The sequence below is a fragment of the Antarctobacter sp. genome (assembly GCF_034670325.1).
GTDB lineage: Bacteria > Pseudomonadota > Alphaproteobacteria > Rhodobacterales > Rhodobacteraceae > Antarctobacter.
Genome location: NZ_JAXMNR010000006.1, coordinates 316,029 through 334,838, shown reverse-complemented (window position 1 = coordinate 334,838; position 18,810 = coordinate 316,029). Strand labels below are relative to the sequence as shown.

The 18,810-nt window shown below is 63.5% G+C and carries 19 protein-coding genes; 11 read left to right on the top strand and 8 right to left on the bottom strand.

The window, feature by feature from the left end; translation table 11 throughout:
- Nucleotides 1-108 precede the first annotated feature (108 nt).
- Together VOI21_RS17160 and VOI21_RS17155 are read left to right on the top strand one after the other, a co-directional pair.
- Nucleotides 109-822: an alpha/beta hydrolase gene (locus VOI21_RS17160; RefSeq protein WP_323771174.1), complete on the top strand. Its 714-nt coding sequence runs from the start codon at nucleotides 109-111 to the stop codon at nucleotides 820-822.
- A 122-nt stretch (nucleotides 823-944) separates the two neighbouring features.
- Nucleotides 945-2,822, top strand: a complete 1,878-nt coding sequence (locus VOI21_RS17155; protein ID WP_323771173.1) for a cation:proton antiporter — start codon at nucleotides 945-947, stop codon at nucleotides 2,820-2,822.
- 83 nt (nucleotides 2,823-2,905) lie between these two features.
- Here VOI21_RS17155 and VOI21_RS17150 read toward each other — a convergent pair whose 3' ends face one another.
- From VOI21_RS17150 to VOI21_RS17130, 5 genes are all read right to left on the bottom strand, one after another.
- The gene (locus VOI21_RS17150; RefSeq protein WP_323771172.1) at nucleotides 2,906-3,412 is read right to left on the bottom strand and encodes a CarD family transcriptional regulator; all 507 of its coding nucleotides are present in this window, start codon (nucleotides 3,410-3,412) and stop codon (nucleotides 2,906-2,908) included.
- A gap of 274 nt (nucleotides 3,413-3,686) precedes the next feature.
- A complete protein-coding gene (gene fdxA, locus VOI21_RS17145) occupies nucleotides 3,687-4,025 on the bottom strand; it encodes a ferredoxin FdxA (protein ID WP_094036513.1) in 339 nt (112 codons plus the stop codon).
- A gap of 55 nt (nucleotides 4,026-4,080) precedes the next feature.
- Nucleotides 4,081-4,461 (bottom strand): RNA-binding S4 domain-containing protein, encoded by a 381-nt coding sequence (locus VOI21_RS17140; RefSeq protein WP_323771170.1) that lies wholly within the window; start codon nucleotides 4,459-4,461, stop codon nucleotides 4,081-4,083.
- A complete protein-coding gene (locus VOI21_RS17135) occupies nucleotides 4,462-7,437 on the bottom strand; it encodes a helicase-related protein (RefSeq protein WP_323771169.1) in 2,976 nt (991 codons plus the stop codon). It lies immediately after the preceding gene.
- Nucleotides 7,438-7,494: 57 nt separating this feature from the next.
- Complete coding sequence (locus tag VOI21_RS17130) at nucleotides 7,495-8,046, bottom strand: tetratricopeptide repeat protein (RefSeq protein ID WP_323771168.1); 552 nt, start codon at nucleotides 8,044-8,046, stop codon at nucleotides 7,495-7,497.
- A gap of 88 nt (nucleotides 8,047-8,134) precedes the next feature.
- Here VOI21_RS17130 and VOI21_RS17125 point away from each other — a divergent pair, with 88 nt between their 5' ends.
- Nucleotides 8,135-8,425: an SCP2 sterol-binding domain-containing protein gene (locus VOI21_RS17125; RefSeq protein ID WP_323771167.1), complete on the top strand. Its 291-nt coding sequence runs from the start codon at nucleotides 8,135-8,137 to the stop codon at nucleotides 8,423-8,425.
- On the top strand, nucleotides 8,425-9,387 hold the full coding sequence (locus tag VOI21_RS17120; protein ID WP_323771166.1) for an alpha/beta hydrolase: 963 nt from the start codon (nucleotides 8,425-8,427) through the stop codon (nucleotides 9,385-9,387). The genes VOI21_RS17125 and VOI21_RS17120 overlap by 1 nt, the downstream gene beginning before the upstream one ends.
- Nucleotides 9,388-9,408: 21 nt before the next feature.
- Here VOI21_RS17120 and VOI21_RS17115 read toward each other — a convergent pair whose 3' ends face one another.
- On the bottom strand, nucleotides 9,409-10,179 hold the full coding sequence (locus tag VOI21_RS17115; RefSeq protein ID WP_323771165.1) for an HpcH/HpaI aldolase family protein: 771 nt from the start codon (nucleotides 10,177-10,179) through the stop codon (nucleotides 9,409-9,411).
- A gap of 99 nt (nucleotides 10,180-10,278) precedes the next feature.
- Here VOI21_RS17115 and VOI21_RS17110 point away from each other — a divergent pair, with 99 nt between their 5' ends.
- The 3 genes from VOI21_RS17110 to VOI21_RS17100 all read left to right on the top strand — a co-directional run bounded on the left by VOI21_RS17110 (nucleotide 10,279) and on the right by VOI21_RS17100 (nucleotide 13,828).
- A complete protein-coding gene (locus VOI21_RS17110; RefSeq protein WP_323771164.1) occupies nucleotides 10,279-11,274 on the top strand; it encodes a ligase-associated DNA damage response exonuclease in 996 nt (331 codons plus the stop codon).
- Nucleotides 11,271-12,863, top strand: a complete 1,593-nt coding sequence (locus VOI21_RS17105; RefSeq protein ID WP_323771163.1) for an ATP-dependent DNA ligase — start codon at nucleotides 11,271-11,273, stop codon at nucleotides 12,861-12,863. Before VOI21_RS17110 ends, VOI21_RS17105 begins: the two co-directional genes overlap by 4 nt.
- Before the next feature lie 98 nt (nucleotides 12,864-12,961).
- Entirely contained in the window at nucleotides 12,962-13,828 is an 867-nt protein-coding gene (locus VOI21_RS17100) for a hypothetical protein (RefSeq protein ID WP_323771162.1), read from the top strand.
- Nucleotides 13,829-13,905: 77 nt separating this feature from the next.
- Here VOI21_RS17100 and VOI21_RS17095 read toward each other — a convergent pair whose 3' ends face one another.
- Nucleotides 13,906-14,862 carry a hypothetical protein gene (locus VOI21_RS17095; protein ID WP_323771161.1) on the bottom strand — a complete coding sequence of 319 codons (957 nt, stop codon included), beginning with the start codon at nucleotides 14,860-14,862 and terminating at the stop codon, nucleotides 13,906-13,908.
- 172 nt (nucleotides 14,863-15,034) lie between these two features.
- On the opposite strand from VOI21_RS17095, the gene VOI21_RS17090 reads away from it, so the two are divergent.
- The 3 genes from VOI21_RS17090 to VOI21_RS17080 all read left to right on the top strand — a co-directional run bounded on the left by VOI21_RS17090 (nucleotide 15,035) and on the right by VOI21_RS17080 (nucleotide 17,766).
- Complete coding sequence (locus tag VOI21_RS17090) at nucleotides 15,035-16,855, top strand: M3 family oligoendopeptidase (RefSeq protein ID WP_323771159.1); 1,821 nt, start codon at nucleotides 15,035-15,037, stop codon at nucleotides 16,853-16,855.
- 10 nt (nucleotides 16,856-16,865) lie between these two features.
- Nucleotides 16,866-17,294, top strand: coding sequence for a PAN domain-containing protein (locus VOI21_RS17085; RefSeq protein ID WP_323771158.1), 429 nt, complete (start codon nucleotides 16,866-16,868; stop codon nucleotides 17,292-17,294).
- Between the two features lie 88 nt (nucleotides 17,295-17,382).
- A complete protein-coding gene (locus VOI21_RS17080) occupies nucleotides 17,383-17,766 on the top strand; it encodes a hypothetical protein (protein ID WP_323771157.1) in 384 nt (127 codons plus the stop codon).
- A gap of 5 nt (nucleotides 17,767-17,771) precedes the next feature.
- On the opposite strand, the gene VOI21_RS17075 is transcribed toward VOI21_RS17080, so the two are convergent.
- Complete coding sequence (locus VOI21_RS17075) at nucleotides 17,772-18,074, bottom strand: PAN domain-containing protein (RefSeq protein WP_323771156.1); 303 nt, start codon at nucleotides 18,072-18,074, stop codon at nucleotides 17,772-17,774.
- Nucleotides 18,075-18,266: 192 nt separating this feature from the next.
- Here VOI21_RS17075 and VOI21_RS17070 point away from each other — a divergent pair, with 192 nt between their 5' ends.
- Nucleotides 18,267-18,794, top strand: coding sequence for a glutathione peroxidase (locus tag VOI21_RS17070; protein WP_323771155.1), 528 nt, complete (start codon nucleotides 18,267-18,269; stop codon nucleotides 18,792-18,794).
- Nucleotides 18,795-18,810 lie beyond the last annotated feature (16 nt).

Genomic DNA, 18,810 nt, shown 5'->3' with positions numbered 1-18,810 from the left:
CCGGTCACGATCATGGTACACGGGTACAAATACCTGCCTGGGCATCCTGTCCATTGCCCTCACGGATCTCTGCTGTCGCCGGAGCCGTGCAAAGACGATTGGAAAATCGTGAGCTGGCCAGAGCGGCTGGGCCTGCACGGGCAGCACGGACAGGGATTGGCGATTTCCTTTGGGTGGAAGGCACGCGGGTCGATCTGGGCGGCGCACCGTCAGGCCAAGGCGGCAGGTCAGGCGCTGGCCAAGCTGGTGCGCGACATCCGCCAATATGCACCGTCCCGCCGCATCAACGTGATTGCCCATTCGCTGGGGGCGCGGGTGGCCCTGACGGCGGTGCGCGCAGGCGCGCCCGGCGCGATCTCTCGCACGGTCCTGTTGGCGGCGGCGGAATACGGTGCGGTCGCCTGTGGCACGCTGGACAGCGACGCCGGAAGGCTGACCGAGGTTCTGAATGTCACCAGCCGCGAAAATGACCTCTACGATTTTGTGCTGGAATGGCTTGTTCCACCGCAACAGCGCGGCGACCGGATGCTGGGCCACGGCGGCCTGCGCCACCCGCGTATGGTCACCCTGCAACTGGACGACGCCCAAAGCCTTGCCGCGCTGCGCCACGCAGGTTTTCCAATCGCCGCGCCGGACCGACTGATCTGCCACTGGTCGCCCTACCTGCGCGAAGGCGTTTTCCCGCTGTATCGCGCGGTTCTGACCGGGGAGATGCCGCTGGACCGGTTGCGCGCCCTGCTGCCCACGCACTGCGCCCCGCGCTGGTCACGCCTGCGCCCGCGCCTACCCCGACCGCAGCCCCCGATGTTGCCCGCCGAGTAAGCGGCGGCTGGCCGAGCGCGCTTTGTTCGCGTTGATTTGAGACACACACGAAATGTCACCTGTTGCCTCTGCCGCACTCTACGGCACAATATGGTGTATAGGCGCAATCAGTGGGGTGGAGTGTGGATTCCTTTCTCTTTCAGGCTTCTGTCTTTCTGCTTGCGGCGGTGATCGCGGTGCCTCTGGCCGCACGATTGGGGCTGGGATCGGTACTGGGGTACCTTTTGGCCGGACTTGCGATCGGGCCGGGTCTGGGTCTTGTCGTCGATACGGCAGACATCCAGCACTATGCAGAGTTCGGCGTGGTCATGATGTTGTTCCTGATCGGGCTGGAACTGGAACCCCGCGCGCTGTGGGACATGCGGCACCGTCTGATCGGGTTGGGCGGATTGCAGATTCTGCTGACCACCAGCGCAATCCTTGCGGGGGCCATGGCGCTGGGTCTTGGCTGGCAGACGGCGCTGGCCGTGGGCCTTGCGCTGGCGCTGTCCTCGACCGCAATCGTATTGCAAACTCTCAATGAAAAGAAACTGACGCAGACCAACGGCGGGCGCTCTGCCTTTTCGGTATTATTGACGCAGGACATTGCGGTGATCCCCATGCTGGTGATCTTTCCGCTGCTGTCGGTGGCGGTTTTCGTCAGCCCCGCGCAATTCATGAACAAGGTCGACGGCCACGCTGCCGATGCGGCGCACCATGCCAGCCTGTCGTTGGTCGAGGGGCTGCCCGGCTGGGGCGCGGCCCTTGTAACGCTGGGCGTGATCGCGGCGATTATCCTTGCCGGCGTCTACGGCGCGCGGCCGCTGTTTCGCTATATCCACGCCGCCCGTCTGCCAGAGATGTTCACTGCCGTGGCGCTGCTGATCGTCATCGGCATTGCTTTTCTGATGATGCTGGTGGGTCTGTCCCCCGCCTTGGGCACCTTTCTTGCCGGTGTGGTGCTGGCCAACTCCGAGTTCCGGCATGAACTGGAATCGGATGTGGAACCCTTCAAGGGCCTGCTTCTGGGCCTGTTCTTTATCACCGTCGGGGCCGGGATCGACGTCGGTGCGCTGTTTGCCGAACCGCTGACCATTATGGGGATGGCGTTGGCGGTGATCCTGATCAAGGGCGCGGTGCTTTACGGGTTGGGGCGCAGCTTTGGCCTGCGCAAGCGTGGGCTCTGGCTGTTCACGCTGGGGCTGGCTCAGGCGGGCGAATTCGGCTTTGTCCTGATCTCCTTTGGGCGTCAGCAGAACGTCTTTACCGATGTGCTGGGCGACCGGCTGTTGCTGGTGATCGCCATGACCATGTTGATCACGCCGCTGCTGTTCCTGCTGTTTGACTATCTCAACAAGGGCTTCAGCAAGGTTGTCGAAGACACAATCGAGGACACGATTGACGAGGAAGGCCCGGTCATCGTCGCCGGAATCGGGCGGTTTGGGCAGATCGTCAACCGTCTGGTCCGCTCGGCAGGCCATCGGACCGTGGTGCTGGACCATGACATCAAGACGATCCAGTTGATGCGGCGATTCGGGGTAAAGGGCTTCTTTGGCGATCCGACCCGACCGGAACTGCTGCACGCGGCAGGGATCGAAAGCGCGCGTGTTCTGGTGGCCGCGCTGGACGATCCCAAAGCCACGACCAAGCTGGTGGCCTATGCCCGCCGTATCCGGCCCGACCTGCACATTGTCGCCCGCGCCCGCGACCGGACGCATGTCTACGCGCTGTATCAGGCGGGGGCCAACGACATCGTGCGCGAAATGTTCGATTCCAGCCTGCGCGCCGGGCGGTACGTGCTGGAAAACGTCGGCATGACAGAGTTCGAGGCAGCCATCGCCGAAGAGACCTTTTATCACCACGACCGCAAGACCATTCAGGAACTGGCGGAACTGTGGGACCCTTCGGTGCCGCAGGCCGAGAACGCGGCCTATGTGGCGCGCTCCAAGGAGTTGGAGCGCGAGTTGGAGACGGAACTATACACCGCTCTTACCGCGCGCGGGAAACAGGACGCCGCCTGACCCATTGCCGGAACAGGCGTTCAGGCACGAAAAAACCGCGCCCCCGGAGGGACGCGGTTCATAGCGTTCAGAACGCCCGTTGATTACGCGGCGCGCAGGCTCAACACGTCGTCCACCTGCTTCGCGGCGGCTGTCTCATCACCCGAAACGGCGGCCACTTCGCGGGTCAGACGCTCCAGCGCGGCCTCGTACAGCTGACGCTCGGAATAGCTCTGTTCACGCTGATCGTCGGCGCGGTGCAGGTCGCGCACGACCTCTGCAATCGCGATCAGGTCGCCGGAGTTGATCTTTTGCTCATACTCCTGAGCGCGGCGCGACCACATCGCGCGCTTGACCTTGGCCTTGCCGCGCAGGGTTTTCATCGCCTCGTCCACCACGTCGGGCGAGGACAGGGACCGCATACCAACTTCGGTGGCCTTGTGCGTTGGCACGCGCAGGGTCATCTTGTCCTTTTCGAATGAAATCACAAAGAGTTCGAGGTTGATCCCGGCGATCTCTTGCTTTTCGATCGACACGATCTGGCCGACGCCATGCGCCGGATAGACAACGTAATCATTCGGACGAAAGTCAGCTCTTTTGGTCTTGGTCATGTAAGTCAGTCCTCGCAACTCAGCAGTTGACAGGCGACAAGAAAGACGACCGGGGACCGCAGGATTCCCGTTCATCTCATGTCATACAGTCTGGTTATGCCTCGAAAGGCCGATGGGCTTTGCGCCACGCACGTGCATTACTCATGTGAAACATATGTATAGCATAGAATGCGAGCGCATCCTAGCACAGTCGCAAAACGTCAGAAACGCCCACAAGAACAGCCACTTGAGGGATCAACCTCATGCGGCGGCGCAGCAGGTGCCCCGAATCGATTCAGCCGCCTTCGCCCGGCGCCTCGGTAAAGTACTTGTCGAGTTTACCGGTCTCACCGTCGCGTTCCTCTGCCTCTGGCAGCGGGTCTTTCTTGGTGATGATCACCGGCCACATTTCAGCATACTTGCGGTTGAATTCAACCCATTTCTCCATGTCCGGCTCCGTGTCAGGCCGGATCGCGTCCGCAGGGCATTCCGGCTCGCAGACGCCGCAGTCGATGCATTCATCGGGGTGGATCACCAGCGCGTTCTCACCCTCATAGAAACAGTCCACCGGACATACCTCGACGCAATCCGTGTATTTGCAGGCGATGCAGTTGTCGGTGACGACGTAGGTCATGAGGCTCTCGTTTCTGGGGACGCACTTTGCGCCTTAGCTAATCCAGCAACGGCCATCATTCAAGCGCCGAAGGCCGCGACTTGTCGTACTGTCGGCGGTCCTTCTTTGTCGGTCGCCCGCCGCCGTCATACCGCGGGGTGTCCGGTTGACGTTCTTTCGGGACCGGGGGCGACAGATCCTCATACAGCGCCTGCGCCTCGGGGGCCGGGCCGCGCCGCTCGCCCAGCGCCACCACGCGGATCACCCGCACGTCGCGCGCCTGCGGAAAGGTCAGCACATCGCCGGGGGCCACCATGTAGGCGGGTTTGGCCACCGGCACGCCGTTCACGCGGCAATGTCCGCCCTGCACCGCCTTGGCCGACAGCGAGCGCGTTTTGAAGAAACGCGCCTGCCAGAGCCATTTATCGAGGCGGATCTTGAGGGCGGGGTCAGCCAATCAGGTCTTGTCCTTGAGCCCCATGAGCGCCGCGGCAAACGGGTTGTCCGGGTCGATGGGCTTTTCCTTGCGGGGCGGGCGCGCCTCAAAGCTCTTGCCACCCTCGTGCTTGGGCGGTCTGCCCTTGCCCTTACCGCCTTTGCCGCGCGGCCGGTCGCCGCCTTCGCCACCCTTGTTGCCACGCTGCGGACGCCCACCGCGATCCCCCTTGGGGGCCTCGCCGCCGCGCGCCTCGCGCCGGGGCTTGTTGCCGCCCGCGCCGCGCCGCTGGGTGTTCCCGCGATTGCCGCCCCATGTGAAGGCGTAGAACACCTCCAGCTCTGGCCCGGCCAGCGCCTCGTCCGGGGCCGTCCCCGGCAAGATTTCCTCTTCGGGCGTGTCGGGCACCGGGGTTTCGGCCACAGGTTCCGCCGGTTCGGCAGAAACAGGCGCCTCTCCGTGGTCTTCCAGCTTGGCCACCGGCTCGGCCACATCCGCAGGGGCCGGTGTCTCAGCCGCATCAGGTGTCACGCCAGCCTGTTCCTCGGCAGCGGCATCCATCACCGGCTTGTCGTCCGCAGGCGCACCGGCCTCTGTCGCGACAACTGCATCAACCGGTTTCACCTTGGCGCGTTCGCCCTTTTCAGCGCGATAGCCAAGACCCTGCATCAGGTCGGCGAACTGTTCCAGCGTCATGCCGGTGATCGACAGCATGTCGGGCTTGGCCTCAAACCCGCCTCTGCTGTCCTCAGCACGCAACATATCGGCCAGACGTTCCAGCATGTCGATGCGGATGGCGCGCGCGCCCGCCTTACGGTAGCCCGCCAGCGAATAGTGCTGCGCGGGAACCTCATCAATGTTGGGCACGGTCACCAGCCCCGGAGGCGGTGCTTCGGGGAACTCGTCCAACCCGTTGGCCAGCGACCACAGCACCAGCCGCAGCCGTGTCGGCGCGGGCTTCAGCAGCAGCGGCATGAAAATCGTGTATTGGCCAAAGCGAACGCCATGTTTGCGCAGCGCACCGCGCGCGTCCTGATCCAGCGCCTTGACGTCATCCGCGATCTGGGCGCGCGGAATCACGCCCATTGCCTCGACCAATTGAAAGGCAAATCCGCGCGCCAACCCGGTCAGCGTTTCGTCGTCGCGCATCTTCAGCAGCGGCTCGAACAGTGCCGCGATCTTGCGGTCCATGAAATGCTGCAGGCGACGCTCGACCTTGCCAGCCACATCCGGCCCGGCCTCTTCGTCGACAAAGGCCACCACGCGCGGTTTCAGCGCATCGTCACCCTTGGCGAGCTTGCCGACCGCCTGGTTGCCCCACATCAGGCCGCCCTGCTCGGTAAAGTCGATCTCGGTGTCCGGTGCATTGTAGAACCGGTCAGCCCGCAGATGGAAATGCGGCGTTAACGCCTGCAGGCTTGCCTGCCGCAGTGTCTTGGCCTCTTGCCCGGTTGCCTCTTTGTCCTGACGGAACCGGAACCCTTCGAGCCGCCCGACGAGGTGGCCCTCGACGGTGACTTCGCCTTGATCGTTTACTTCGGCCAAGAGGGCCTCCTTCTGTTTCAACCGCCGCAACAGCACAGAGGTGCGGCGGTCTACAAATCTTTGCGTCAGACGCTCGTGCAGCGCATCCGACAGGGCGTCTTCTACAGCGCGAGTCCGCCCGCGCCAATGGTCTTCGTCCGCGACCCAGCCTTTGCGCTGCGCGACATATGTCCATGTGCGGATATACGCCAGCCGTTTCGACAATGTGTCAATGTCGCCGTCGGTCCGGTCGATGCGGTTGACCTGACGGGCCATGAAATCATCGGGAACGCCGCCTCTTTGGTGCAGATGCCCGAAGATAACGCTTAACAGGCCCGCATGTTCCGCCGGAGAGATTCCGCGAAAATCGGGGATTCGGCAGACGTCCCAGAGCAACTGAACGGACACCGCGTCAGAGGCCCGCGCCCGCACCTCTGCCTCGCTGGCGAGGGCGCGCAGCGCGCGCAGGTCATCGGATTCGCGTGTCTTGGACAGGGTTTCGTGGTCCGGGCTGACATCCAGACTGGCCTCCAGCGCGTCGATGGACCCAAAGCGCAGCACCGAGGATCGCCATTGCAGCTTTTTCAACGGGGTAAAGCTGTGGTTGCAGATCGCCTCGGCCCAGTCGTCGGGGATCTGCCCGGCATCGCCGGTGACGCCAAAGGTGCCGTCGGACATGCCCCGCCCCGCGCGCCCGGCGATCTGCGCCAACTCATTGGGCTGCAAGGCGCGCATCCGCCGACCGTCGAATTTGGCCAGCGAGGAGAACGCCACATGGTTGATATCCAGATTGAGCCCCATGCCGATGGCATCGGTCGCCACGAGGTAATCAACCTCGCGGTTCTGATACAGCTCCACCTGCGCATTGCGGGTCCGGGGCGACAGCGCGCCCATGACCACCGCAGCACCGCCCTTTTGGCGTTTCAGCAGTTCGGCGATGGCATAGACGTTATCGACCGAAAAGCCGACGATCGCGGTGCGCGCGGGCAGTCGGCTGATCTTTTTCGATCCGGTATAGACAAGCTGGCTCATTCGTTCGCGCCGGACGTATTCCACCCCCGGCACCAGCGCCGAGATCGGCCCGCGCATGGTATCAGCCCCCAGAAACAGCGTCTCATGGGTGCCACGCATCCGCATCAGGCGGTCGGTGAAGACATGGCCGCGCTCGGGGTCGGCGCACAGCTGTATCTCGTCGATGGCGACGAAATCGGTACCCATACCCTCCGGCATCGCCTCGACCGTGCAGACCCAATACTGGGCGCGCGGCGGCACGATGCGTTCTTCGCCGGTGACCAGTGCCACCACGGACGGGCCGCGAATGGCCACGATCTTGTCAAAGACCTCGCGCGCCAGCAGGCGCAGCGGCAGGCCGATGATGCCAGTCCGATAGCCAAGCATCCGCTCGATGGCGTAATGAGTCTTGCCTGTGTTGGTCGGGCCTAGAACGGCCGCGATCCGCGATCTCTGGGCCATGGGGCCGCCTATATTTCCGGCGTCGCGCCCCAGCCAGAGCCGCGCCCGTCCGCCTCGTCAGAGTGTGATGCCGATGGCCTCACGCTCGAGCCGTTCCATCGCCTTTTCAACGTTGGGATCATGTGGCCTGAGTTCAAGTACCTTCTCGTAGGCGCGATAGGCAAGGCCGGTTTTGCCAACCCTCTCGTTGATCGCCCCGACCCCGCGCAAGGCCGCGAAATGGTTGGGGTTCAGCGCCAGAACATGTTCCAGCGCATCCATCGCCGGACCAAACCGCTCCGCCTCGAAATAGGCCAGCGCCAGCCCGTGCCAGCCTTCGGCGAAATCCGGCGCATGGTCGGTCAGGGCGTGGAAATGTTCGATCGCTGCGGCGGAATTCTTGACCTCCAGCGCATCGCGTCCGCGCTTCAACAGCAAGTCCATGCTGGCCGAACCGGACTTGGACCATTCGGAAATGATCTGATTCTCCAGCCGCTGCGCCGCGGTCTCTGTCTCGGCCTGCAACAGCTCTTGCAGCAACTCCTGCGCCCTGTCCTGCGCCCGCCCAAGAGAAGGTAGGGAAATCATGACTAGGGCGCAAAATGCCGCGAGGATACGTTTGTATTCCATAATTGCCGTCCTCATAACTTGGGTGGAGTGTAGCGCCTGTGCGCCGGTTTTCCAGCGCACGTTTATGAGAGAAAGCCGAGGAGCAAAAATGAGCGACACTGTTAACGCGGCCGTAACCGCCCTGAATGAAAAAATGGGTGGTAGCGGGTTCGACGGCACCGCGAAAATGACCATCGAAGATGAAGGCAGCCTGATCATTGACGAAAACGGTGCCCATGCCGGCGATGAAGAGGCCGATGTCACCATGACCGCCAGCGCAGAAACCTTTGAGGCCATCGTCAGCGGCGACCTCGACCCCACCTCGGCCTTTATGTCGGGCAAACTGGCCATCGACGGCGACATGTCCGCCGCCATGCGCCTTGCACAGGTTCTGGCCTGATGAACGCCTCCCCCGCGCCATTCCATGCCGACCTCGCTGAGGGTCCGGCCGACTCCCGCGCCTGGTGGATGACCACCTCGGACGGGCTGCGCGTGCGCATTGCGCATTACGCCAGTCAGGGGGCGCGGGGCACGGTGCTGATGTTTCCCGGACGCACCGAATACGTCGAAAAATACGGCCGGGTGGCCCGTGTCCTGTCCGACGCGGGCTATCACACGCTGGCCATCGACTGGCGCGGTCAGGGGCTGGCCGACCGGATGCTGGACGAACGCCGCACCGGCCATGTCGGCGTGTTTGAGGACTACCAGCACGATGTCGCCGCGATGACCCGGCTGGCGGATGATCTGGGCCTGCCCGGCCAGCGCCACCTGATTGCCCATTCCATGGGCGGCTGCATCGGGTTACGCGCGATCTATGACGGGCTTGATGTGGCCTCTTGTGTCTTTACCGGGCCGATGTGGGGCATCCGCATCGCCGACCCGGTGCGCCCCGCCGCATGGGCGATCTCGCGCATGTCGAAAACCGTGGGATTGGGGCATCTCTTTGCCCCCGGAACCGGCGTGGACAGCTATGTTGCCTCCAACGCCTTTGCCGAAAACCTGCTGACCACCGACCCCGAAAGCTGGGATTACATGCGCCGTCAGGTGCTGGCGATCCCGGAACTGCAACTGGGTGGGCCGTCCCTGCACTGGCTGCATGAGGCGCTGGCCGAAACGCGGCGTCTGACCCGCCTGCCCTCCCCGCAGCAACCCTGCATCTGTTACTGCGGCACCAATGAACGCATTGTCGACATTGACCGGATTCGCTCTCGCATGGCGCGCTGGCGCAACGGGCGGCTGGACATGGTCGACCGGGGCGAACACGAAATCCTGATGGAAGGATCGCTGATCCGCGAACGTGTCCTGACCGAAATCGTCGCCCACTTTGACAGCTCCGGTGACCAGACAGCGCTGCGGGCCTGACCCGCAGCACCCCCGCCGGGATCAATCGCCGATATCGTGAACCGCCCGCGCCGCCTCTGCCGCGCCCTGTCGCAGCCATGTGTGTTCCGACGCGATGCAAAAGACATTGACCCCATAGGCCGCCGCCCAGTCCTGCGCCGCGGCCCCGGTGCCGACAAAGCTGGCATAGCCCTTTCCCGCCGCCCGGCAGGCCGCCCCCACGCGGGCCAAGGCCCCCTTCACCTCGGCATTGTCGGTCGTGTCGTGACCATAGCCCACCGACAGGTCCGCCGGCCCCAGAAACAGCCCGTCCACGCCCTCGACCGCCGCGATGTCCTCGCAGACCTCGACCGCAGCCGGTTCCTCGATCTGGGCCAGCACCACGGTTTCCTCCCGGCTTTGGGCCAGCAGTTCGGGCATGGTGCGGGTGGCATAGCCCGCCCAGCGCGTTGATCCGGCATAGCCGCGCCCGCCAAGGCCAAAGCGCGCCGCACGGGCCACCGCCTGCGCCTGTTCCACTGTCTCGACATGGGGGACGACAACGCCCACCGCGCCATAGTCCAATGCCTGCAGGATTTCGCGCGGGCTGGCATCGCCGACCCGCACCATCATCGGGAAATCGAGCGCCCGCGCCACCGCCACGCAAGAGTCCAGCGCCGCCCGGTCAAACGGCGCGTGTTCCGCATCCAGACAGATAAAATCCAGCCCCGACTGCGCCAGCACCTCGATCACCGGGATCGACGGTGTCTTGACAAACGTCCCCGCCAGCGGCGCGCCGCTCAGAACCTGTTTCCTGAAATCCGCAAAACCCATGCCACCCTCCTGTTTGCGGGTCACCCTTGCGCAAGCGCCCGCCGGGACGCAAGGGCACCCTTGCTGGCCAGCAGGAAAAAACCGCCTATCCTCAGCCTCATGTCAAAGCGCGTTCTCACCTTTACCGACCGGGGCATCTATTGCCCCGCAGGCGATTTTTACATCGACCCGTGGCGTCCGGTGGACCGCGCGCTGATCACCCACGGCCATGCCGACCACGCCCGCCCGGGCCACGGGGCCTATCTGGCCACCACCGGCGCGCTGCCGGTCATCCGTCACCGGCTGGGCGAGATCTCGGCAGAGGCGATTGCCTATGGCGAACCGCGCATGATCGGCGATGCGCGGGTATCCTTTCACCCCGCAGGCCACCTGCCCGGCTCTGCCCAGATCCGGGTCGAGGTCGGCGGGCAGGTCTGGGTGGCCTCCGGCGACTACAAGACCGCGCCCGACGGGCTGTCCGAACCGTTCGAGCCGGTGCCCTGCCACGCCTTCATCACCGAATGCACCTTTGGACTGCCGGTCTTTACATGGCCGTCGCAGGACTCGGTCGCGGCAGAGATAAACGCATGGTGGGCGGACAACGCCGCCGCGGGCCGCGCGTCGCTCTTGGGGGCCTATTCACTGGGGAAGGCGCAGCGCCTCTTGTCGCTGCTGGCCCCTCAGGGCCCGATCCTGACCCACGGCGCGGTCGAGGCCACCAATGCCATCCTGCGCGCGCAGGGCTATGCGCTGCCCGCCACCATCCCCGTGACGCCCGATACGGACGTCAAGGCGCACAAGGGCGCGCTGGTCCTTGCGCCGCCCTCGGCTTTCGGCAGCGCATGGGCGCGCCGCTTTGGCCCTGCCTCCACCGGGTTTGCCTCTGGCTGGATGCGCCTGCGCGGCATCCGCCGTCGCCGCGCGATGGACCGTGGCTTTGTCATCTCGGATCACGCCGACTGGCCCGGCCTGCATCAGGCGATCAAGGCCACCGGCGCAGAAAAGATATTCGCCACGCACGGTTACACGGATATCTTCTCTCGTTGGTTAAAGACCCAAGGTTATGATGCCGAAATCGTCCCGACCGAATTCGGCACCGAGGAAGAGGCATCATGAAACGCTTTGCCGACCTCTTTGCCGCCATCGACCAGACCACGAAAACCAGCGTAAAAACAAAGGCTATGGCGGATTACTTCAGCCATGCGCCCGACAACGACAAACTCTGGTGCATCGCTCTGTTTTCCGGCCGCCGCCCGAAACGCGCCGTCACCACCACCGCTTTGCGCGCATGGGCGGCAGAGCGCGCAGGCATCCCTCTTTGGCTGCTGGAAGAGTCCTATCCCATCGTCGGCGATCTCGCCGAAACCCTCGCCCTGATCCTGCCGCCGCCAACACAGACCTCGGACCACAGCCTGACCCACTGGATCGACGTCCTGCGCGCCCTCCACGACGTGCCGCTGGAAGACCGCAAACCCCGCATCCTCGACGCATGGGACCGGCTGGAGACGACAGAGCGCTTTTTGTTCAACAAACTCATCACCGGCGGTTTCCGCATCGGCGTCAGCCGCAAGCTGATGACCCGCGCGCTGGCGCAGGCCACCGGACAGCCAGAGGCCACCCTTGCGCACAAGTTGATGGGCGGATGGACGCCCGAGACCACCAGCTACCACGCGCTGATCGAGGCCGAAGACCCCGCCGCCGATCAAAGCCGCCCGTATCCGTTTTACCTGGCCTACCAGCTTGACGACGCGCCCGACGCGCTGGGGGATCCCGCCGACTGGCACGCGGAATGGAAATGGGATGGCATCCGTGGTCAGGTGATCCTGCGCGGCAACGCCCATCACGTCTGGTCACGGGGCGAAGAGCTGATGACCGACCGTTTCCCGGAATTTGCCCGCGCGGTCGACTTTCTGCCTCCGGGCACCGTGCTGGACGGTGAGATTGTCGCTTGGGACGGCTCGCAGCCGCTGCCGTTCAACACGCTGCAACCGCGCATCGGGCGCAAGACCGTGCCGAAGAAACTGCTGCGCGAGGCCCCGGTGATCCTGCTGGCCTACGATCTTCTGGAACACAACGGACAGAACCTGCGCGACGCACCGCTCAGCGACCGCCGCGCCACACTGGACGCCCTGCTGGCCGACCTGCCAGAGGACGCTCCCATCCGCCCCTCGCCGCTCGTGTCCTTCGACACCTGGGCCAGTCTCGCCGACACCCGCGCCAAGGCCCGCGACATGCGCGCCGAAGGTCTGATGCTGAAACGCAAATCCAGCCCCTACCTGTCAGGCCGCAAGAAAGGCGACTGGTGGAAATGGAAGCTGGACCCGCTGACCGTCGACGCGGTCATGATCTACGCCCAGCAAGGCCACGGCCGCCGCGCCAACCTGTTCACCGATTTCACCTTTGCCGTCTGGCAGGGCAACGATCTGGTGCCGTTCACCAAGGCCTACTCCGGCCTGACCGACAAGGAATTTGAACAGATCACCCGCTGGGTCCGCAAGAACACGCTGCAACGGTTTGGCCCGGTGCGGCAGGTCCGCCCCGAACATGTGTTCGAGATCGCCTTTGAGGGCATCCACGAAAGCCCCCGGCACAAGTCCGGCCTTGCGCTGCGGTTTCCCCGCATGGCCCGCTGGCGGCATGACAAATCTGCCCAAGACGCCAACACGCTGGACGATCTGCATGCGCTGCTTGCCGCCTATCGCTGAAACATTCCGCGATTCTCGCAGGGTCCGGTATTGCGGACTGTCAGGGGGCGACCCTAAGTGGCTACCCTTGGCGCAATTAAATCAAGGCATTGCTTCTCATGGTCCGTTCCGCGCTTCTTACGCTTGGCCTGCTCTGGCCCGCCGCCCTGTCGGCCCAACCCGTCAGCTTTGAGGGCACGCTTGCCCTTGGGACGACGGATATCGCAGGTGGATCGGGCATTGGCGTCGTTGACGCGACCGTGACCATTCCACTGACCCGGCGCTATCCGCTGACATTTGAGGTGGGGGCCTATCTCTTTGGCCTCGACGGCAAGCGCCCGCATGAAACCTATGGTGCCTTTGCCTGGGATGACACATGGCGCGTGGGCGTCGTGCGCCCGGCCTTCGATCAGGTGCTGCCGTCGGTCTTTGCCCGTGCCGCGCCCTATCTGGCGTATGAGCGCGCCGAATACACCCGCGCTCATGCCACGGTCGAGGCGATGCGCCGCACGGCGGTGCCCTGGGGCATATCGTGGCAACAATCCTTCGGACAGACCGACGTTGCCGTCTCTTTGCATGACGCGAACAAGGGCAATTTCCGCTCCGCCTCCATCGCTCTGACCTATCAGGGCGCAGGCTGGCAACTGGCCGCTGCGGTTGAAACCCTGACCGAGGATGATTTCACCCATGCGGGGATCAACGCCAAACTGGGCGCACGGTTCGACATGGGGCAGATGGATGTCGGCATCACCTACCTACACCCGGATGCCAACGAGACACCTGACGCGCTGGCGCTGGACGTTGTCTTTCCGGTCTCATCGCGGGTCGATATGCTGGCCTTTGGAGAGATCACCGACAAGGGCAAGGACGATGCCTATGGCCTTGCGCTGGACTACAAGGTCCGGGGCGATTCCAGCGTCTTGTTCGCCGTCACCGACGGCGCGCGCGACAGCGCCATGCACCTGACGCTGGAACGCCGTTTCTGACAGCCGTCGCCCCCCGGCCCGCACGTCCGGGACACAGGGGCGACGTGATTGGTTCGCCGCCAGAGTTCGGCCCCGGTTCAGTCGCAGGAGGCGTCGAACCCGATCATGCCCTCGCCGATTCCGGTCACCTGCAAGCTGCAGGATTTGTCGCCGGAGTCCACGGCAAGGCGGCTGTCCGCCGACACCCGCTGGGTCTGGACGCCGTTCACCGCAATGCGCGCCGTCCGCGCGTCGCTGTCCACGCTGGACACAAAAACCCGCACCGCCCCATCCGCAAGGCTGACCGCATGTCCCGGCATCACGCCATCGTCCGGCGCTGACAGCGCCGGAGGCGGCGGCAGCACCCCGCAGTCGGACCCCAGCGTGACACCCTGACCGTTCAGGGCCTTGACCGTGACCTTACAGTCGGACCGGCCCATCGACACCTTGGTGGACCCACCGGCCCCCAAGGTCACAAGACCGCCATTGACGGACAGCCGCACCGCGCCGCCTGACGGATCAATGCGCGAGACAAAGGCCCGCACCGCGCCTTCTGCGAAAAGCGCCGTATCACCGACGCCCAGTGCGCCAGCCATCATGAGATCGTTGTCGGACGCCGATTTGGCGGGGGCTGCTGGCCCCGCATCATCCGCGCCTGCGCGCGCATTTTTCTCGATGTTTGTGGACAGGTCGGCCAGAGAGGCCTTGATCGTCTCGGCCTGCGCAGCCGACGATTTCGCAATCTCGTTGCCCAGCGCGGTGCTCAGGCTGTCCAGCTTGGTGGTCATTTCCTTGGACAGGCTTGCCGTGACGGCCGTCATGTCGGGCGCATTCTTTGCCAACCCGGCCTCCAGCGCGTCCAGCCGTTTTTGCAGGGCGGCAAGCTGTTCCTCGTGGGACTTGGCCGCCTTTTGCGCCACTTCCTGCGCCGGAACCACCGTATCACCAAGCACCTTTCGCAGATCCTCTGAACTGTCAGACCCGCTGAACGCAACCCCGGCCAGCGCCCCGACAACAAGGCCACCCGCCCCGTAAAGTATTGAGGTATTTGACATGCTGAAATCTCCTCCCTGAATTGGACTATGACGTCTCCCTGCCGGAAGCTTAACGAGAGTCCCGCGCCAACCCGAAACCTTTTCTGCGTCAAGACCTCCAAAAATAGTGTGTGCCGGTTGCCTTCGCGCACTGTCGCCCCCTATGTGAAGGGCAATGACAAGAGAGGGCTCCATGCGCACGTTCGCCAAAAAACCGCTTTTCGATGCCAATGCCACTGCCGGGGGCAAGGATCTGGGCGATCTGCCCGAATGGGACCTGACCGATCTCTACCCCTCTCCCGACGCGCCGGAGCTCAAGCGCGATCTCGACTGGCTGGAGGACGCCTGCCGCAGCTTTGCCGACGACTATGAGGGCAAGCTGGACACGCTGGACGCCGACGCCTTTCTGACGTTGGTTCTGCGCAACGAAAAGATCTCGGCAGTTGCGGGACGCATCATGTCCTTTGCCGGTCTGCGCTACTACCAACTGACCACCGACGCCGAGCGCGCCAAATTCCTGTCCGACTGTCAGGAAAAGATCACCAACTACACCACGCCGCTGGTCTTCTTCTCGCTCGAGGCAAACCGCCTTGGCGACGACCACTATGAGACGCTGTTTGCGGGCAACGCCGACCTGAACCGCTACAAGCGTGCCTTTGACCGGATGCGCGCGATGAAGCCCTATCAACTGTCCGATGAACTGGAAAAGTTCCTGCACGATCTGGGCGTTGTGGGTGACGCGTGGGAACGTCTGTTCGATGAAACCATCGCCGGGCTTACCTTTGACGTCGACGGCGAGGAACTGAACATCGAGGGCACGCTGAACCTGCTCACCGATCAGGACCGGACCAAACGCGAGGCCGCAGCCCGCGAATTGGCGCGCGTCTTTGCTGACAACGTCCGCACCTTTGCCCGCGTCCACAACACCCAGACCAAGGAAAAGGAAGTGCTGGACCGTTGGCGCGGCATGCCCACCGCGCAGACCGGCCGCCACCTGTCCAACGACGTCGAACCCGAGGTGGTCGAGGCGCTGCGCAACGCCGTTGTTGCCGCCTATCCGCGCCTCTCGCACCGCTACTATGAACTGAAACGCAAGTGGCTGGGTCTGGACACCATGCAGGTCTGGGACCGCAACGCGCCCCTGCCGATGGAAACCGACCGCGTCGTCGGCTGGGATGAGGCGCGTGAGATGGTCATGAGTGCCTACACCGCTTTTGACCCGCGCATGGGCGAGATCGCAACGCCCTTCTTTGACAAGGGCTGGATCGACGCGGGCGTGAAACCGGGCAAAGCCCCGGGGGCTTTTGCCCATCCCACCGTCACCGACGTCCACCCCTACGTGATGCTGAACTACCTCGGCAAACCGCGCGACGTGATGACACTGGCGCATGAACTGGGCCACGGCGTCCATCAGGTGTTGGCCGCCGATCAGGGTGAAATGCTGTCCTCCACCCCGCTGACCCTAGCTGAGACCGCAAGCGTCTTTGGCGAGATGCTGACCTTCCAGAAGATGCTGGAGAATGCCAAAAACGACAAGGAACGCAAGGTCCTGCTGGCGGGCAAGGTCGAGGACATGATCAACACCGTCGTGCGCCAGATCGCCTTTTACGATTTCGAGTGCAAACTGCACGCGGCGCGGCGCGGCGGCGAACTGACACCGGACGACATCAACGCCCTGTGGATGTCAGTGCAGGCCGAAAGCCTTGGCGAAGCGTTCGAGTTCATGGAAGGCTATGAGACCTTCTGGTGCTACATCCCGCACTTTGTCCACTCGCCCTTCTACGTCTACGCCTATGCCTTTGGCGACGGGTTGGTGAACGCGCTTTACGCCGCTTATCAGGAACAGCCCGAGGGCTTTCAGGACAAGTATTTCGACATGCTCAAGGCGGGTGGATCGAAGCACCACAAAGACCTGCTGGCCCCCTTCGGCCTTGACGCCAGCGACCCCAAATTCTGGGACAAGGGCCTGTCGATGATCGAAGGCTTCATCGAGCAACTCGAAGCGATGGAATAGCCTGCCGGCCGTGCGCGCAACACGCGCACGGCCAAAATACGGAACAGATCGGCGAAATCGGGGAACACAGCGCCTGTTTTCCCCGTTCCGCTACGTAAGCTTCTGGTATGGTCAATTGCATTGCACCACCATTCCAGAAAGGCTTTCCATGTCCCTTAAATTTGTTTTCTCCGCGTCCGTTTTTGCTGTTCTGCTCGCCTCTGGCGTTCAGGCAGAAGAATTCAAAAAATGTTCGCTCACGCCCGTCGATCAGGTCGGCTTTATCGACACCTTCACCACGCCTGACGAATGTGTCGCCGCCTGCAAAACCACCGAAGGTTGCGACAGCTGGACGTTCCGGCCGCACAGCTTTGATGCCGGGATGCCCGGCCAGTGCAAGCTGATCAAAGGCGTGTTCAGCCGCGAAGACTCCGACAAGGTGTATTGCGGCGAAATGTGATCGCCCCTGCCGGTCGCTGGTTCTCTGGCGACCGGCCGCCCTGCACGGGCCAGCCCTCATGCCCCCAAGTTTCAGACAGGAGTGCCCCATGAAACCCCTTCGCCTTCTGGCCGTTTTTGCCTTTCTGGGCCTGACCGCCCTGCCCGGTCACGCGCAGGACAGCTATCCCGCGACCGGAACCCAGATCGAACTGGAAGGCACCAAATGGATCGTCGCGGGCGCGGGCACGGCGTCGATGGCCTACACCGCCACGGGCGAAAGCCTTGCGGTCTACATCAATGAGCCGCATGGCTGGACCGCCGTGATGACCATTGTGCCCGATGCCGGTCAAAAGGTCGCTCTGGACCCTTCCGCCCCGATGCTCTGGATCGACGACACGCCCTACAGGCCATTCGCCAGCAACGGCTACCTGTTGAAAACCGGCAAGGGCAAACCGTTCTTGTTGCTGGAATACGACCGCGCGGCCAACTGAGCCGATCAGCCGTCCACAACCCCACAAAAGTCGCGCGCGTGCGCTTCGCGCGTTCCAGCGTCTGGCAGCAGGCGACATTCCCCCGGCGCGGTCTTGGGGTTGAAGTTATGCGGCGTGTAGGACCAGGCCACACAGCCCTGCGTCTGCGCGCAATGGGACAGACAAGCCTCCGGACCGACCAGATCATAGCTGTAGCTGATCACACTGCCCGTCGGATATAGTTTGCAGCCGTCTTCGGCGGCGACAGGCAGGGCAGACACCACAAAAAGGCCAATGGCCAAACAGGCCGACAAGAAAACCGGGCGCATCTGAAATGTCCTTTCCAAAAAGGCAGTCCACAGGACCAAAGCCCGCTCAGGATGCGCCAAAACCCGCACCGGTCAAGGTCTGCGCGGTTTCAACCTTGCCGCTGTGACCCCGGCCATGCCGGTCCGCCGCGCGGCAAACCTTGACAAAAAACGCCAAGCCCTAGCTCAATCGCAGTTGTAGAAAGTTTGGCCATGACCCGTATTGTATCCCGTCTACTGACCCTCTTCGCCGCCCTGATCGCCTTTCCCGTCTGGGCCGCGCAGGGGTTCACCTTTGACAGCATCGACGGCGGCACCCTGTCGCTGGATGACTGGCAGGGCCGCCCCGTTCTGGTGGTCAACACCGCCTCACGCTGCGGCTTTACCCCGCAATACGACGGCCTTCAGGCGCTCTACGACCGCTACCGCGAGCGGGGTCTGATCGTGCTTGCGGTGCCATCCAACGATTTCCGGCAAGAGCTGTCCACCGCACAAGAGGTCAAGGACTTCTGCGCGGTCAACTTTGACCTCGACATGCCAATGACCGACATCACCCCGGTCCGGGGCGCACAGGCGCATCCGTTCTACCAGTGGGTCGCGCAGCAATCCGGCTTCACCCCGGCGTGGAATTTCAACAAGGTACTGATCGGCCCCGATGGCCAGATCACCGCAACATTCGGCTCTGCCACACGGCCGCTTTCGGGCCAAATGACCCGCGCCATCGAGGCCGCTCTGAATTGACAAACGCCCCGGGGGT

Bases quoted from the DNA above. Each gene is read 5' to 3' on its own strand.
- VOI21_RS17135 (WP_323771169.1), bottom strand. From the start codon at position 7,437: ATGGCCCAGAGATCGCGGATCGCGGCCGTTCTAGGCCCGACCAACACA.
- fdxA (WP_094036513.1), bottom strand. From the start codon at position 4,025: ATGACCTACGTCGTCACCGACAACTGCATCGCCTGCAAATACACGGAT.
- VOI21_RS17150 (WP_323771172.1), bottom strand. From the start codon at position 3,412: ATGACCAAGACCAAAAGAGCTGACTTTCGTCCGAATGATTACGTTGTC.
- VOI21_RS17125 (WP_323771167.1), top strand. From the start codon at position 8,135: ATGAGCGACACTGTTAACGCGGCCGTAACCGCCCTGAATGAAAAAATG.
- VOI21_RS17105 (WP_323771163.1), top strand. From the start codon at position 11,271: ATGAAACGCTTTGCCGACCTCTTTGCCGCCATCGACCAGACCACGAAA.
- VOI21_RS17130 (WP_323771168.1), bottom strand. From the start codon at position 8,046: ATGGAATACAAACGTATCCTCGCGGCATTTTGCGCCCTAGTCATGATT.
- VOI21_RS17120 (WP_323771166.1), top strand. From the start codon at position 8,425: ATGAACGCCTCCCCCGCGCCATTCCATGCCGACCTCGCTGAGGGTCCG.
- VOI21_RS17110 (WP_323771164.1), top strand. From the start codon at position 10,279: ATGTCAAAGCGCGTTCTCACCTTTACCGACCGGGGCATCTATTGCCCC.
- VOI21_RS17115 (WP_323771165.1), bottom strand. From the start codon at position 10,179: ATGGGTTTTGCGGATTTCAGGAAACAGGTTCTGAGCGGCGCGCCGCTG.
- VOI21_RS17100 (WP_323771162.1), top strand. From the start codon at position 12,962: ATGGTCCGTTCCGCGCTTCTTACGCTTGGCCTGCTCTGGCCCGCCGCC.
- VOI21_RS17090 (WP_323771159.1), top strand. From the start codon at position 15,035: ATGCGCACGTTCGCCAAAAAACCGCTTTTCGATGCCAATGCCACTGCC.
- VOI21_RS17070 (WP_323771155.1), top strand. From the start codon at position 18,267: ATGACCCGTATTGTATCCCGTCTACTGACCCTCTTCGCCGCCCTGATC.
- VOI21_RS17080 (WP_323771157.1), top strand. From the start codon at position 17,383: ATGAAACCCCTTCGCCTTCTGGCCGTTTTTGCCTTTCTGGGCCTGACC.
- VOI21_RS17075 (WP_323771156.1), bottom strand. From the start codon at position 18,074: ATGCGCCCGGTTTTCTTGTCGGCCTGTTTGGCCATTGGCCTTTTTGTG.
- VOI21_RS17095 (WP_323771161.1), bottom strand. From the start codon at position 14,862: ATGTCAAATACCTCAATACTTTACGGGGCGGGTGGCCTTGTTGTCGGG.